Source organism: Allohoeflea poritis (assembly GCF_027889715.1).
Classification (GTDB): Bacteria; Pseudomonadota; Alphaproteobacteria; order Rhizobiales; family Rhizobiaceae; genus Hoeflea_A; species Hoeflea_A poritis.
On record NZ_JAPJZH010000004.1, the window covers coordinates 353,383 to 368,587 of the forward strand.

Genomic DNA, 15,205 nt, shown 5'->3' on the forward strand with positions numbered 1-15,205 from the left:
ACAGCCCGTCGTCCCAGCAACCGCACAGTCCGACTTCCTGAGAGGCTTATTCATGGCACAGGGCAGCAAGCCACGTCATTCGCGTACCACCCGCAAACCGGTTACCATCGATCTCGAACCCGAGGCCGTGAAGAAGGAAGAAACAGCGACCTCCGACGATAAGAAAAAGACAACGGCGAGCGCCAAATCGACAGCCGCCAAAAAGAGCGGAACCGTTCCAAAGACGGGTACGAAGGGCGCCAAGGCGGTCGCCGAAAAGACAGGCGACGAGCCCGCGCCGGAATTCGGCCGGGCCGAGAAGGTCACGGCACAGGCCGAACGCGCGGCGAAGGCCATGTCCGGCGCGACGGCGTCGGGCGGGACAGACGCAAAGACAGAGCCGGCCGCCGCACCGGCGAAAAGGAAGACCGAGAAAGGTCCGGACGAGAAGCCCGCCGCTGCCACAAAAGCCACTGACACCGGCGCGGCGGTAGCGAAGGACAAAGCGGCGGCATCGACGGGCGGCGGTTTTCGCACCGGAGCCGCGGGCCTTGCCGGCGGCGTTGTCGCCATAGCGCTTTATGCCGGTCTTCAATGGGGCGGCATCCTGCCCGCACCCGGCGGATCGGCGGCGTCGGGCGGCGGCCTTTCCGGTCAGATCGACGAACTCAAATCATCCATCGCCGCATTGGAAAAACAGGTGGCGGACGGCACGGGATCGCTCGGTCAGGACCTTGAAAGCCGCCTCAGCGCGCTCGAGACAGGATCCGGCGGTGGCGATGGCTCGGCGGTGAAGGCGCTGGAGACACAGGTTTCGTCCGTTGCTGCGAAAGTCGAATCGCTGGGTTCCGGCGGACAGGATGGCTCCTTGTCCGATGTGACGCAGAAGCTTTCGGCGATCGAAACCGCGCAATCGCAGCAACAGGCCGGCCTGCAGAGCCTGCAGCAGTCCGTGACCGGCCTTATCAGCAAGATCAGTTCGGACGAGGCCAAGCAGAACGAGGCAATGCAGGCGCTCGACACGCGGCTGTCTTCGATTGAGACATCGCTTTCGGCGCCGCGCGAGGATATCAAGGTGGCGCGTGCGCTGGCCGCCGCCAATCTCAAGGCGGCGATCGACCGGGGCGGTTCCTTCATGGCCGAGCTCGAAGCCTTCGCCAGCGTTGATGGCGACAGCCCGGCGATCGATCAGTTGCGCAATTTCGCCGCAAGCGGTGTTCCGTCGCGCGCAGAGCTGCAAAGCGGGTTTCCGACAGTGGCCAATACGATCATCAATGCCGCCTCCGGCAGCGGATCGGACAGCGGCTGGGTCGACCGGCTGATGAACAGCGCCAGCTCCATCGTCAGCGTACGCCCGGTCGGCGACGTCGCCGGCGACAGCGTCGAGGCGATTGTCGCGCGCATGGAAACGAAGCTCAACAATGGCGACCTGCAGGGCGCCGTCGATGAATGGAAAACGCTGCCGGAAACATCACGGACAGCGTCATCCGCCTATGAGAAAGATCTGGCGGCACGCATCCTGGTGGAGAAGATCGTATCCGGCACGGTCAATGCCGCCCTGCCGACGGAAACGGCGCAGCCCGATAACAATGCCGCCGGCACAACGCAGACCGGGGGCCAATCCGAATGATCCGCTTGTTAATCTACATCGCCATCGTGCTGGTGCTCGGCTTCGGTTTTGCCTGGCTCGCCGATCGGCCTGGAGACCTGGTGATCACCTGGCAGGGCCAACGCATCGAGATGTCCCTGATGGTCGCGGTCACGGCGGTCGTTGTCCTCATTGCGGCCATCATGATCGGCTGGTGGCTTCTGCGAAGCATCATCGCTTCGCCGCACCTCGTCTCGCGCTATTTCCGCGCACGCAAGCGCGACCGCGGCTACCAGGCGCTTTCGACGGGGCTGATCGCCGCCGGCGCCGGGGATGCGGCGACCGCGCGCAAGATGACCCAGCGGACGATGGGGCTGCTGAGTTCCGATCAGGAGCCGCTGATTCATCTGCTCGATGCGCAGACGGCGCTGATCGAAGGCAAGAACGACGACGCCCGAACGAAATTCGAGATGATGGTCGAGGACCCCGAGACCAGGGAGCTGGGGTTGCGCGGACTTTATCTCGAGGCCCGCAGGCTGGGAGCCAATGAAGCCGCGCGCCATTATGCGGAAGAGGCAGCGGAAAAGGCGCCGCATCTGCCCTGGGCCGCCGAGGCCGCGCTCGGGTTCCGTTCGGCCGAAGGTGCCTGGGACGATGCCATCCGGCTGCTGGAGAAGCAGCGTGCCGCCCGGGTGCTCGACAAGGCTTCGGCGGACCGCAAGAAGGCGGTGCTTCTGACCGCGAGGGCGATGGACAGGCTGGAGCAGGGTGACGTCGCGGGTTCCCGCAGCGACGGTGTCGAAGCGAACCGGCTGGCGCCCGACCTGGTGCCGGCGGCGCTGATCGCCGCCCAGGCGCTCTACCGGGAAAACAGCCTGCGCAAGGGCTCGCGCATTCTTGAAAAGATGTGGCGCAACGCTCCGCATCCGGATGTGGCGGATACCTTCATTCGGGCACGGCCGGGTGATTCCACCCATGACCGGCTGAAACGGGCACAGAAGCTCGAAAGCCTGAAGCGCAACCACGTGGAGTCGCTCTATGCCGTCGCCCGGGCGGCGCTGGATGCGCAGGAATTCAAGCTGGCGCGCGAGAAGGCCGAAGCTGCCGTGCGGGTGCGCGCGAGCGAGGGCATATTCCTTCTGCTTGCCGATATCGAGGAAGCCGAGACCGGCGATCAGGGACGTGTGCGCCACTGGCTCGCCCAGGCCGTCCGCGCGCCGCGCGATGCGGCCTGGACGGCGGACGGTGTGGTCGCCGATCACTGGGCGCCCGTCTCGCCGGTGACCGGCAAGCTGGACGCATTCGAATGGAAGGTGCCCGTCGAGCAGATCGCCGGCCCCGTCGAGGATGCGGATGCTTCGCGCGATCATGTGGAACAGGCCCTGAAATCACTGCCGCCGGTGGCCGTACAGGCGGTTCGGATCGAAGAAGAGCCGGCCGTGAGCGAACCGGTAATCGATGTGGAACCGGCGCCGCATGCGGAACCGGACGCCAAGGCAGAGGAGACCGAGGTTGCGGAGGTGGCGCAGATGCCCGAAGCGCAATCCGGGGAAATGGTGGACGAAAAGCCGGAAGAGCCGGCGCAGCCAGCGCCAGAGGTTATTGACGCCGAGGTGATCGAGACGACGGAGGCAAAGGCACCGGAATCGAGGGCCGAGGAGCCGGAACCCGATCAGCCGAAGGGCCAGCCCGAGCAGAAGGAGCCGGCCGCAGGGGCGACCGGAAAACCTGACGAAATCGAAAGCGCGGAGAAGGAACCCGCGGTCGAGAAGGCGGCGGCCGAAGGCGAGACCCACATTGTCACCGACGCCGTCGGTATGGACAAGGACAAGGCGCGCGAGGCAGCGTTCCTTGCCAAGCCACCGGATGATCCCGGCGTCAAGGAGGGCGCAAAGGAGGAGGAGCCGAAGTCCCGGTTCCGCCTGTTCTGACCCGGCCGAAGCATTTCAAGGTTCGCGGTGCGGCGTTTGTTTTGCATGCGCGCCGCGGCGATGGTATTTGCTCTAGTCATGTTTGATCAGTTCCAGAAATTCATTCAGTCGCTGGGCGGCGAGGAAAAGCCGGAGCTGGCGCGCGACGATCCGCGCGTCGCGGCGGCCGCGCTGTTTTTTCATGTCATCGATGCCGACGGTGTTTCCGAGCCCGTCGAGCGGGAAAAGCTGCAGCAGCTCCTCGAGCGGCAATATGGGGTGCACAAGGACGAGCTGAAGAAACTGGTCGATGCGGGCAAGCAGGCCGAGGATGAGTCGGTCGATTTCTACGCCTTCACCAGTGTCCTGAAGCGCTCGCTCGACGCAGAGCAGCGGGTCAACTTCATCGAGCTTTTGTGGGAACTCGTCTATGCCGACGGTGTCCGGCATGAGCTTGAGGACAATGTTGTGTGGCGTGTCGCCGAACTTCTGGGCGTGTCCGACCGTGACCGCGTCCTCATGCGCCAGCGGGTTGCCGCCCGGCTCGGTTCCGGAGACGGTTCCTGATGCTTCATGATCCGGGAAAGGAAGGTCAGGGTCCGAACCGAATTCTCATCGTTCTGCACCAGGAGGGGTCCAGCCCCGGCCGTGTCGGGCAGATGCTGGAAAGGGCCGGGTTCGAGCTGGACATCCGCCGCCATGTGCTTGGCGATCCGCTGCCTGAAACACTCGCCGAACATGCCGGCGCGGTGATTTTCGGCGGCCCGATGAGCGCCAATGACGAAGACGATTTCGTGCGCAACGAGATTGACTGGCATGCGGTGCCATTGGCCGAGAACAAGCCTTATCTCGGAATTTGCCTTGGGGCCCAGATGCTGGTCCGCCATCTCGGCGGTACCGTCGCGGCGCATCCCGATGGCCTCACGGAAATCGGCTGGTATCCGATGCGGGCGACCCCGGCGGGCGAGGCGCTCATGGCATGGCCCGACATTGTCTATCATTTCCACCGCGAGGGTTTCAGCCTGCCGCAGGGCGCCGAACTGCTGGCGACGGCCGATCACTATGAGAACCAGGCGTTCCGCTATGGCGAAAATGCCTGGGGCATCCAATTCCACGCCGAACTGACACAGGTGATGATGCATCGCTGGGTGGTGCGCGGCGCGCACCGTTTCGACATGCCGGGCGCGCAGGCAGGACGGGACCATCTCAATGGCCGTCTCGTTCATGACGCAAGGCTCCGATACTGGCTGGCCGAGTTCCTGGAACGTGTCTTCGGGCGCGAGATTCCGGGCGAGAAGAACCGGCCAGAGGCCGTTGCTCTAAACGGCCTGTGATTCGTGATCGACCTTGCGCAATCTCTGGATTTTGCGCAGGGCCGGGAACAGGATGGCCCACACGCCTGCGATGCCCATCGCGCCGATGCCGCCGACAACAACCGCCGGAACAGCGCCGATCAACGCCGCCATGCCGCCGGCGCGAAATTCGCCCAATTCGTTCGATGCGCCGATGAAGACCATGTTCACCGCGCTGACGCGGCCGCGCAACGCGTCCGGCGTCCAGAGCTGGATCAGCGTCTGGCGCACATAGACCGAAATCATGTCCGCCGCGCCCATCACGGCGAGTGCCGCGATCGAAACCCAGGCGATCGTCGACATGCCGAAGACGGTGGTCGCCGCGCCGAAGATCCCGACGGCAACGAACATGGTCGCGCCGGCCCTGCTGCGGAACGGATGCGCCGCGAGATAGAGCGCCATTGCCACGGCTCCAACACCGGGTGCCGCGCGCAGCAGGCCGAGCCCCCAGGGCCCGAGATCCAGAATGTCGCGGGCAAAGACCGGCATCAGCGCAACCGCGCCGCCGAGCAGCACGGCGAACATGTCGAGCGAGATGGCGCCGAGAACGATCTTTTCGCGCCAGATGTAGCGGAACCCGGCCGATAGCGTTTCCCAGCTCTGGTTGTGCACGCCGCGCTGCTGTTCGGGCCTTGGAATGGAGAAGATCAGGATGGCGCCGATGAAAAAGAGAACGACACTCGTCCAATAGGGCACCGATGCGCCGATCCCGTAAAGCAGGCCGCCGGCCACCGGCCCGAGGATCGTTGCGCCCTGCCAGGACATCGAGTTCCAGGCAATGGCGTTGGCGAGGTCCTCCTCCGGCACGAGGTTGGGCGCCAGCGATGTGGAGGCCGGCGCGAAGAAGGCGCGGGTGATGCCGATGACAAGGAGCACCGCGAAGACCGGCAGCGGCGACGTCAATCCGCGCAAGGTCAGGAAAACCAGTGCTGCGGCGGCGAAAAGGGCGACGATCTCGCAGATGCCCATGATCATGCGCCGGCCGAACCGGTCGGCGACAGCGCCCGTAACCAGAATGAGCACCAGCGAGGGCAGGAACTGGACGAGGCCGATGAGACCGAGATCAAACGGGTTGCGCGTCAGATCATAGATCTGCCAGCCGACCGCGACACTGATCACCTGCATGCCAAAGGCGGACAGGAACCGCGCAATCCAGTAGCGGGTAAAGGACCGGTGCCGGAATGCCGCAAAGCGTTCAGCGGCATCGGATTCGTCATGCCGCATGGCGGTCACAGTCAGGCGAAACGGGCATGGCGTCCGTTATAAGGTGTTAACAAATTTTGCATAGCCCGCAATTCAGGGGGTTTGCGCCGCCGCGGGCTTGCCGGGACGCGGCGCAATGGCTACATAGCGGAAGATAAAGACTGGAGACCGCGATGATTGCCCTGTTTCAGACGATCGACCTCGCCTTGAACATCTATACCTGGATCATCATCCTGAGTGCGATCTTTTCGTGGCTCTACGCCTTCAATGTCGTCAATACGGGCAACCGCTTCGTCGGAATGGTCGGCGAGTTCTTATACAAGGCGACGGAGCCGGCGCTCAGGCCGATCCGGCGGATCCTGCCGGATCTGGGCGGCCTCGACATTTCCCCGATCATCCTTCTGCTCATCATCTTTTTCATCCGCCGCCTGTTGTGGACGAGCATTTACCCGATGGTCAGCTGACCGGCTGGCGCCAAACGGTACCGGATGGCCTGCGGCTTGTCATACGCCTGACACCGGGTGCCGCACGTGATGCGGTGGACGGCGTGGAGACGGGTGCAGACGGTCGGAAATATCTCAAAATACGGGTGCGCGCCATGCCGGAAAAGGGCAAGGCCAACCGGGCGCTGATCGCGTTTGTTGCCGGGCAAATCGGCACTCCCAAAAGCGCAATCCGGATTGTTTCGGGTGAAACCGCGCGCCTGAAGACCTTGCACATCAATGGCGAACCGGATGGATTGGCGCGGGCAGCGGATTCTCTGGCTTGGAAAAATACCACATAATAACAGCAACTTAGTTTCAATGTAACCGACGTTCAGAAAAGTTGTGCCTTAACCGGATTGACATCATGTGACAGTTGTCGCGTACTTGTGACGGTTGCCACAGGAGATGATATCCATGCCTCCCTCCCCGAGTGAATTGCCGTTGCTGAAAGCGCTCTGGAAAAACCGGGCGCTGAGCGCCCGCGAGTTGCATGAACAAATCGCCGGCGAGCTCGGCTGGTCGCTATCCTCGACACGCAAGACCCTTGAGCGGATGATTGAAAAAGGCCTTGTGACCGTGACCGAGCAACACGGCGTCAAGGTCTACAGTGCCGGTGTCGGCAAGATCGCCACGCTGGCAGGCCTGACGCGGCAATTTGCGCGCTCCGTGCTCGAGATCGAGGGCCCGCTGCCCACCTCTTCCTTCACAGGAAGCCGCATCCTTTCGCAAGCCGAACTCGAGGAGCTTGAGCGGTTTCTCGACGAGGAGGATAGCAAGTGACAGTCATCCAGTTCGGGCTATTCAGTCTCCTTTGGGGGTTCGTCGTCTGGCTGTTGGTCGTAGTGCCGGCTCGTCGAATGGGTTTGCCGACTGAAACACCGCGCCTGCTGCTGACGGCGATCTTCGCGATTGTCATGCCGTCGGCCTTGATTCTTACCGGCTGGACCCTGCCGACCTTCGGAAGCGAAAGCACGTCGCCGGCCAGCGTTGGCGCTGAGCAGGGCCTGCGCGCATTTGCCGGGTCAATGGACCGTTTCATTGTCCATGCCGTGCACGCCGGGCCGCATTTCGGCGACGTCATCGCCTTGATCTATATGGCTGGCGTCGGGATCCGGCTGGCGGCGCTTGGCCGCTCTGTTCTGGCCCTGCGGTCGCTGTCGGAGAATGCAGCGGCGCTGGATTGGCGCGGTTCGCAATGGCCGGTCTGCAGGACATCTGCCCGAACAACGCCATTTGCGGTCGGCGGCCGCCGCGCCCGGATCGTCATTCCCGATGCTCTGGCGGATCGTTGGTCCACTCAGCAACTGGCGTTGGTGATCGCCCATGAGGAGGCGCATCTGCGGCGCCGCGATCCGGCCGTAACAACGGTGCTGGCCGTGACGGCTGCCCTGTTCTGGTTCAACCCGTTCCTGCTCGACCTCGTGGCTCGATGGCGCCAGTGCTGCGAGCTGCGCGCCGATGCGGATGCCTTGCTGGGCGCTACGCAGCAACAACGTTCGCTTTATGCCCGTACGCTCGTCGCCGCCATGCGCAGCTTCTCCGATGCCAAGCCGGCACAGGCGCCAACCCTTTTTACATCACGCAAGATCAGGAGAGACAAAATGCGCATCAGCGCCATACTGAACAAGTCAGAAAAAAGGATGCGCAAACCGGCCAGCCTGCTGGTTCATTGCGCCGCCTGGTTGCTGGTCGCCGCCGGCAGCACGACGGCGCTTGCGACCGCATCGGGTAATGTCGATACGCTGGACCGGTTTATCTCGGGCGGACGGATCACCTCGGCCTATGGCGTGGAACGCAAGAACATGCGCAGGCATACGGGCGTCGATGTGTGGGCTGAAAAGGGAACGCCGATCGCCGCTCCGGGAGCGGCGGTGGTCAAGCAGGCAGCTGAGATCTTTCGGGGCAACCCGCGCTGGGGGCGGGCGGTGGTGCTGGAATTCGACGATGACCTTGTCGTGTGGTTCACGCATCTGGAAGGTTACTCGGTCAAGACAGGCGATCGTCTCGACGAGGGCGACATCTTTGCGACGGTAGGCGATGACTTCGCGATGGTACGCGGCACGCTACAATCGCAGCGATCGCACATCCATATCGAGGCCTATAAAAATGGCCGGCGCGTCGATCCCGCCACCATCTGGCCGTTCCTCAAAAGGCCCGGGCGTTAGCGGACCTACTTGGCGCGCTCGATCGATTCGACGATCAGGCGCTTGGCGACGTCGACGTCCTGCCAGTCGCCGATCTTGACCCACTTGCCCGGTTCGAGATCCTTGTAGTGCTCGAAAAAGTGCTCGATCTGCTGCAGCGTGATTTCGGGCATGTCGTCGAAATTTGCGACCTTCTCGTAGCGCTTGGTCAGGCTGGAGGACGGAACGGCGATGATCTTCTCGTCCTGGCCGGCATTGTCCTCCATGATCAGCACGCCGATGGGGCGCGCATTGATAACGCAGCCGGGGATCAGCGGACGGGTGTTGCACACCAGAACGTCGATCGGATCGCCGTCCTCGGACAGGGTGTGCGGGACAAAGCCGTAATTGCCGGGATAGGCCATGGGCGTGTAGAGGAAGCGGTCGACCACGAGGGTGCCGGCCTCCTTGTCCATCTCGTATTTGATGGGCTGCCCGCCGAGCGGAACCTCGATGATGACGTTGACGTCATCCGGCGGATTGTTGCCGATGGAGATCGCGTCTATGCGCATGACTGATCCTGCTTTCGATTGCCTGCGGCGGAAATAGCCTTTTGTGCGCTGCAGCGCAACATGTCTTTGGTTCAATGCCGACGCAAGAATTGTTTGGATCCGGGGCTTTGCGCGACCCGATCCTGGCCTACTCTTCCTGTGGCGCGGGCGGCGGAGCCGAGAAGAAAACAGGCGATGCCTGCCGGCCGTAGACGGTGATTAGGATGAAGGCGATCGCGACGAGATAGGCGAAGAAAAAACGCGTATCGTAGTAGGGGAAGACAATGAACTTGGCCGGTATCGCCACAAAGAGCGAGGCGAGGGCAACCGTTTCGCGCCGCTCGAAAGCGAAGTTGCGGCGCAGCATCAGAGCAAGCACGAACAACTCAGCCAGAAGTACGGCCGGCCATTGCTGCTCGACCAAGGAGCGCACAACCGTCTGGACCACGATTTTCGCATAGACGAGCACTGAAAACGCAGGGTCGAAACCCTCCAGCGTCGGAACATATTCGACATTGGTGAACCACATCTGCACCCACCAGCCGGGATGTCCGCTCATGCGCGAAATGGCGATCGAGGCTGCGAGACCTGCAATGAAGCCGAGAATGACGCCCTTGCTGACCGGCCTGATCACCACGCACATGACGGCAAAAACACCGACCAGCGCCAGATGATCCGGCCGGGCGAGGATGGCGAGCACGAAGGCGATACCGGCGCTCAGGCCGCGTTCCTGGATGTACAGCAGAACGCCGGCAACGAGGAAGACCGAGGAGAACAGATCCGGCGTCGCCACACGGGCCAGATCGCCGAACCCGGTCGCCATCATGGCGATGATGGCCAGGGGCGCGACGGCGAGGCAGCGCTGACCGGCAAGCCATGACAGCGCCATCAACCCGAAAAGCCCGGCGGAAATCGCCGAGACCCAGCGCAAGGCCGTCACCGGATCCGTCGCCTGGGTCAGAAACTGCGCAAATTCGACGTAGAGAAGCTTGACCCTGTAGAAGCCGAGCATGGAAATGAAAGCGTCCGGATCGGTATGCTGGGCAATGCGGTAGGCACGGTCTGCGGTGAGCACCAGGAATTCGCCATCGCTCACATTGTTGCGGATGATGGCATAGGTCTGCGCATGCATGTCATGCCCGAGCAGGCCGTCGCCCTCCAGAACGGTCGCGACATAGGCGATCAGGTCCCAGTTCGCGGTCGGATAGACCAGCGCCACGGCGCAGATGGTTGCCGTGTAGAGCAGCAAAAGTCCGCCACCAACAAGATCACCCGGCCGTTTGAACATGCCCATCAAGCACCCGCTCCCATCACAGGAACGCATTGGCAATGGTGCACAAACCGGCAGCCAGGCAAAGTCAGCCAGCCACGTCGCTCAGGAATTGGTCATGCCCCCCGTCATCGCCGCCGCCGGTTTTGAACCGTGGCTGCAGTTTCCGTCATTCAAGCCATTGTCCGGACCCAGGCGCCACGGGGCGCTATGGCCAGACGAAAGCAATCTTCTTCAACGGGCGCTGGTCGAAGGTCTCCGATCCTTCGGCGATGTCGATGCCGCCCAGCGCCTGGTAGAAATTGATGGCCCGGTCGTTCTCTTCCAGTGTCCAGACGACCATGCCCTTGCATCCAAGCGAAGCGAGCAGGCGTCTTGCCTCGCTGAACAACCGGCTGCCGAGCCCAATACCCTGGTATTCCGGACGCAGATACAATTCGTATATTTCGCCCTCCTGCGGCAGGGAGCGGGCCCGGTTGAGGCCCAAGGTCGCATAGCCGGCGATCGCACCGTCCACTTCCAGAACGAGAATGCTGGTCGAGCCGCGAATGGCCCGCCGCCACCAGCTGTGCCCGCGACGTTCGACCATGGACATCAGCGTGCGGAAGGGGATCAGACCCGCATAGGCGTGCTGCCAGGCGGCGCGATGGGTCTCGGATATCGCTGCCGCGTCATCCGGTTCCGCACGTCTTACATCCACCACCAGCGTCGTCATGACTGAAATCCTAACCGTTCCGGCAAGATACGCGAAGGGGCGCGTGCCTCATGCCGGCCCCATACCCACAGGTAAATCCAGCAGGTACAATCGCAGATTAACGGATTGTTAAACCGTCCCGCAAGAGCGCATTACGGGGCAGAGCGGACAGCCCGGACCCGATTATGGACTTCAGGCAACATTTGCCCTGGTTTTTTCGAACCGCTTGCGTTCGTGCGGGTCGAGATAGAGTTTGCGCAGGCGGATGGATTTCGGCGTCACTTCAACGAGTTCGTCGTCCTGGATCCAGGAAAGCGCGCGCTCGAGCGTCATCTTCACCGGCGGTGTCAGCTTCACCGCCTCGTCCTTGCCGGCGGCCCGCATATTGGTCAGTTTCTTGCCTTTCAGCACATTGACCTCAAGGTCGTTGTCACGGGTATGGATACCGACGATCATGCCTTCATAGACCTTCTCGCCCGCATCGATGACCATCGGACCGCGGTCCTCCAGGTTGAACAGCGCATAGGCAACCGCTTCGCCCGGCTCATTGGCGAGCAGCACGCCGTTGGTGCGGCCGCCGATCTCGCCCTTGTAGGGCTGGTAGCCGTGGAACAGCCGGTTCATGACCGCCGTGCCGCGCGTATCGGTCAACAGCTCCGACTGGTAGCCGATCAGGCCGCGGGTCGGGGCGTGGAACACCAGCCGGACTCGGCTGCCGCCGGACGGGCGCAGTTCGATCATCTCCGCCTTGCGCTCCGACATCTTCTGCACGACGACGCCGGAATGTTCGTCATCGACGTCGATAACGACTTCCTCGACGGGCTCGAGCAGCGTTCCGTCCGCGTCCTTGCGCATGACCACGCGCGGCCGCGAGACGGCGAGTTCAAAGCCTTCACGGCGCATGGTTTCAATAAGGACCGCAAGCTGCAGTTCGCCGCGCCCGGAGACGTGGAAGGAATCCTTGTCGTCCGATTCCTCGATCTTCAATGCCACATTGCCCTCGGCTTCCTTGAGGAGCCGGTCGCGGATCACCCGGCTGGTGACCTTGTCGCCCTCGGTTCCGGCGAGCGGTGAATCGTTGACGATGAAGGACATGGTGACCGTCGGCGGATCGATCGGCTGCGCCTCCAGCGGCGTATCCACCTCCGGCGCGCAGAAGGTATCGGCGACCGTTCCCTTCGACAGGCCGGCAATGGCGACAATATCGCCGGCGCGGCCTTCGTCGATCGGCTGGCGCTCGATGCCGCGAAACGCGAGGATCTTCGAGACCCGTCCCTGCTCCAGCAGGCCGCCGTTCCGGTCCATCACCTTGATCGCCTGGTTGGGCTTGAGGCTGCCGGAATGGATGCGGCCCGTGATAATGCGGCCGAGAAACGGGTTTGCCTCAAGGATCGTGCCGATCATCCGGAAATCGCCTTCGCCGACGCCGGGTTCCGGCACGTGGCTGAGGACCAGATCGAACAGCGGTGCGAGGCCTGTGTCCTTCGGGCCTTCGGGGTCGTAATTCATCCAGCCGTCGCGGCCAGAACCATAAAGGATCGGGAAATCGAGCTGTTCGTCGTCCGCATCGAGGGCCGCGAACAGGTCGAACACTTCGTTGATCACCTCCTCGGCGCGGGCGTCCGGCCGGTCGATCTTGTTGACCGCCACGATCGGCCTCAGGCCGACTTTCAGCGCCTTGCCGACAACGAACTTCGTCTGCGGCATCGGACCCTCGGCCGCATCGACGAGCACGATCGCGCCGTCCACCATGTTGAGAATGCGCTCGACCTCACCGCCGAAATCGGCGTGGCCGGGCGTATCGACGATGTTGATGCGCACGTCGTTCCAGACCACCGAGGTGGCCTTGGCGAGAATGGTGATGCCGCGCTCTTTTTCAAGCTCGTTGGAATCCATGATGCGTTCGGCAACCCGCTGGTTTTCGCGGAATGCGCCGGATTGCTTGAGCAGTTCGTCGACAAGCGTCGTTTTCCCATGGTCGACATGGGCGATAATCGCAATATTGCGCAGGGACATGTGGTTTACCCGGAAGTTCGCCGCCCGCAATGCTGGATTCGGGCGCGGCCATTTTCTGTTGCTGCGCTCATACAGGGTTTTGTGCGTGCGCGAAAGGGGCTGGGACATGACGGGCCGGGGCGGTGAGGATCGCCCGGGCAGGCGTCCATATGTCGCAGCGGATATGGCCTGGCGGACGGCAATAGACACAGACACGTAACGATTGTGGTTCAGAATACGAACTGCAACTATTTTTCCAGACATATCGGAATGATCCGATATCTTTTCCGGCTCGCTGAACCCATGACGATGACGGCGCGCCTCTGCCATGAGTGTGGCGGGGAGTGCACCGCAGCGACATTCTGCAATCCGAAATGTTCGAGGCTGTCTCCGGTCACCGGTTTGCCTCCTGATCGCTGTCGCCAGCTGTGCCTCCCCGGCAAAAACGGGGGTCTTTATTATGCAGGATACAACAAACACATCGGAAATCGCGGCGCGCATGGATTTCATGGGGCTGGATGACGGCAGTATAGAGCGCATCAGGGAGATGGGACCTGTCATTGAGCGCGCTTTACCAGCCGGTCTCGACCGGTTGTACGGGAAAATCCGTGAAACGCCGGAGATCGGTGCGTTCTTCTCATCGGAAGCGCATATGGCTCATGCGCGGTCGGCGCAGGCGGAACACTGGTCGAGGATATCCAGCGGCTGCTTCGACGATGCCTATCTGTCTCAGGTCGAACGCATCGGAGCCGCGCATGCGCGGATCGGGCTTGATCCGAAATGGTATGTCGGTGCCTATGCCATCGTCACCGAAGCGCTGCTGTCGGACGCCGTCGATACCTACTGGCCGCGTGGCCTTGCGGGTTTGCGAAAGACCGGCGTCGAGGACTTTCGCCAGGCGGTCGTCAGTCTTGTCAAGGCGGTTTTCCTTGACATGGATCTGACCCTTTCCGTCATCGCCAGGGTTGGCGAAGAGGAAAAGCTGAACGCGCAGGCCGAGGCGATTGACGGGGAGCGGCAACTGGTGTGCAGTGTCTTCGGCAAGGCGCTTGAGAGCCTTGCCGCGAAGGATCTGTCCTACCGAATCGCCGACGGCGTGCCACCCGCATACGACACGCTGAAGGGCGATTTCAACATCTCGATGGAGGCGCTCATGACGGCTCTGCAGCAGGTCGGAACCGATGCGGAGTCGATCATGAACAGTTCCAACGAAGTCCGGCTGTCATCGGATTCCCTGTCGCAACGCACGGAGCAGCAAGCAGCGTCCGTCGAAGAGACGGCCGCTGCGGTGGAGGAAATCACCGCGACCGTGAAATCGACCGAGGCGCGGGCGGAAGAGGCAAGGGCGCTTGTCGAGAAAACGCGGTCCTCGGCGGAGGAATCGGGGGTTATCGTCGATAATTCCGTGTCGGCGATGGCCGAGATAGAAAACTCTTCCGGCCGCATCGCGGACATTATCGGTGTCATCGACGACATTGCTTTCCAGACCAACCTCCTGGCGCTGAATGCGGGCGTGGAAGCGGCCCGGGCGGGCGAGGCAGGCAGGGGGTTTGCCGTCGTCGCGCAGGAAGTGCGTGAACTTGCCCAGCGTTCCGCAACGGCGGCCAGGGAGATCAAGCAGCTCATCACCCTGTCAGGCGAGCAGGTCAAGACAGGCGTGGTGCTGGTGAACGAAGCCGGAGAAGCATTGACCGCCATCGCCGCGCAGATACAGGAGATCGACGGGCATGTCGCGACGATCGTCAAGATCGCCCGCGAGCAGTCTTCCGGCCTTCAGGAAATCAATCAGGCGGTTGCCTCAATCGATACCGGCACACAGCAAAATGCGGCCATGGTTGAGGAATCGACAGCGGTCAGCCATGAACTGGAGAAGGATGCATTGTCGCTGTCGGCCATGCTTGGCCGCTTCAATCTCGGGACGACGCAACAGGTTGTGACGCGCGACCGTCATGAAAGGCCCGCGCCCGAAGCGGCTCCCTCGCGGCAAACGAAGTTGCGTGTTGCTGGCGGCGGTACCGTTCAGGCCGAAGAAAGCTGGGCTGAATTCTGAACCGG

The 15,205-nt window shown here is 62.5% G+C and carries 14 protein-coding genes; 9 read left to right on the forward strand and 5 right to left on the reverse strand.

Features of this window, described 5'->3' with window-relative positions; translation table 11 throughout:
- The first annotated feature begins 52 nt into the window (after positions 1-52).
- The 4 genes from OOZ53_RS09030 to OOZ53_RS09045 all read left to right on the forward strand — a co-directional run bounded on the left by OOZ53_RS09030 (position 53) and on the right by OOZ53_RS09045 (position 4,811).
- The gene (locus OOZ53_RS09030; RefSeq protein ID WP_271089117.1) at positions 53-1,609 is read left to right on the forward strand and encodes a COG4223 family protein; all 1,557 of its coding nucleotides are present in this window, start codon (positions 53-55) and stop codon (positions 1,607-1,609) included.
- Entirely contained in the window at positions 1,606-3,498 is a 1,893-nt protein-coding gene (locus OOZ53_RS09035; protein WP_271089118.1) for a heme biosynthesis protein HemY, read from the forward strand. The genes OOZ53_RS09030 and OOZ53_RS09035 overlap by 4 nt, the downstream gene beginning before the upstream one ends.
- A gap of 78 nt (positions 3,499-3,576) precedes the next feature.
- Entirely contained in the window at positions 3,577-4,044 is a 468-nt protein-coding gene (locus OOZ53_RS09040; RefSeq protein WP_271089119.1) for a tellurite resistance TerB family protein, read from the forward strand.
- Positions 4,044-4,811, forward strand: a complete 768-nt coding sequence (locus tag OOZ53_RS09045; RefSeq protein ID WP_271089120.1) for a glutamine amidotransferase — start codon at positions 4,044-4,046, stop codon at positions 4,809-4,811. Before OOZ53_RS09040 ends, OOZ53_RS09045 begins: the two co-directional genes overlap by 1 nt.
- Here OOZ53_RS09045 and OOZ53_RS09050 read toward each other — a convergent pair.
- Positions 4,797-6,053 (reverse strand): MFS transporter, encoded by a 1,257-nt coding sequence (locus OOZ53_RS09050; protein ID WP_271089121.1) that lies wholly within the window; start codon positions 6,051-6,053, stop codon positions 4,797-4,799. The genes OOZ53_RS09045 and OOZ53_RS09050 overlap by 15 nt on opposite strands.
- Before the next feature lie 152 nt (positions 6,054-6,205).
- Between OOZ53_RS09050 and OOZ53_RS09055 the strand changes: the two genes are divergently transcribed.
- From OOZ53_RS09055 to OOZ53_RS09070, 4 genes are all read left to right on the forward strand, one after another.
- Positions 6,206-6,496 carry a YggT family protein gene (locus tag OOZ53_RS09055; RefSeq protein ID WP_271089122.1) on the forward strand — a complete coding sequence of 97 codons (291 nt, stop codon included), beginning with the start codon at positions 6,206-6,208 and terminating at the stop codon, positions 6,494-6,496.
- Complete coding sequence (locus OOZ53_RS09060; protein ID WP_425499125.1) at positions 6,493-6,816, forward strand: DUF167 family protein; 324 nt, start codon at positions 6,493-6,495, stop codon at positions 6,814-6,816. Before OOZ53_RS09055 ends, OOZ53_RS09060 begins: the two co-directional genes overlap by 4 nt.
- Before the next feature lie 115 nt (positions 6,817-6,931).
- Positions 6,932-7,297, forward strand: a complete 366-nt coding sequence (locus tag OOZ53_RS09065; RefSeq protein WP_271089124.1) for a BlaI/MecI/CopY family transcriptional regulator — start codon at positions 6,932-6,934, stop codon at positions 7,295-7,297.
- A gap of 77 nt (positions 7,298-7,374) precedes the next feature.
- Positions 7,375-8,682 carry a M23/M56 family metallopeptidase gene (locus OOZ53_RS09070; RefSeq protein WP_271089125.1) on the forward strand — a complete coding sequence of 436 codons (1,308 nt, stop codon included), beginning with the start codon at positions 7,375-7,377 and terminating at the stop codon, positions 8,680-8,682.
- A 5-nt stretch (positions 8,683-8,687) separates the two neighbouring features.
- On the opposite strand, the gene ppa is transcribed toward OOZ53_RS09070, so the two are convergent.
- The 4 genes from ppa to typA form a co-directional block, all read right to left on the reverse strand.
- The gene (gene ppa / locus OOZ53_RS09075) at positions 8,688-9,212 is read right to left on the reverse strand and encodes an inorganic diphosphatase (protein WP_271089126.1); all 525 of its coding nucleotides are present in this window, start codon (positions 9,210-9,212) and stop codon (positions 8,688-8,690) included.
- Positions 9,213-9,339: 127 nt separating this feature from the next.
- Positions 9,340-10,485 (reverse strand): hypothetical protein, encoded by a 1,146-nt coding sequence (locus tag OOZ53_RS09080; protein WP_271089127.1) that lies wholly within the window; start codon positions 10,483-10,485, stop codon positions 9,340-9,342.
- Between the two features lie 184 nt (positions 10,486-10,669).
- Positions 10,670-11,176: a GNAT family N-acetyltransferase gene (locus OOZ53_RS09085; RefSeq protein WP_271089128.1), complete on the reverse strand. Its 507-nt coding sequence runs from the start codon at positions 11,174-11,176 to the stop codon at positions 10,670-10,672.
- Positions 11,177-11,347: 171 nt separating this feature from the next.
- Positions 11,348-13,171, reverse strand: a complete 1,824-nt coding sequence (gene typA, locus OOZ53_RS09090; protein WP_271089129.1) for a translational GTPase TypA — start codon at positions 13,169-13,171, stop codon at positions 11,348-11,350.
- A 439-nt stretch (positions 13,172-13,610) separates the two neighbouring features.
- On the opposite strand from typA, the gene OOZ53_RS09095 reads away from it, so the two are divergent.
- Complete coding sequence (locus tag OOZ53_RS09095; protein WP_271089131.1) at positions 13,611-15,200, forward strand: globin-coupled sensor protein; 1,590 nt, start codon at positions 13,611-13,613, stop codon at positions 15,198-15,200.
- The last annotated feature ends 5 nt before the right edge of the window (positions 15,201-15,205 follow it).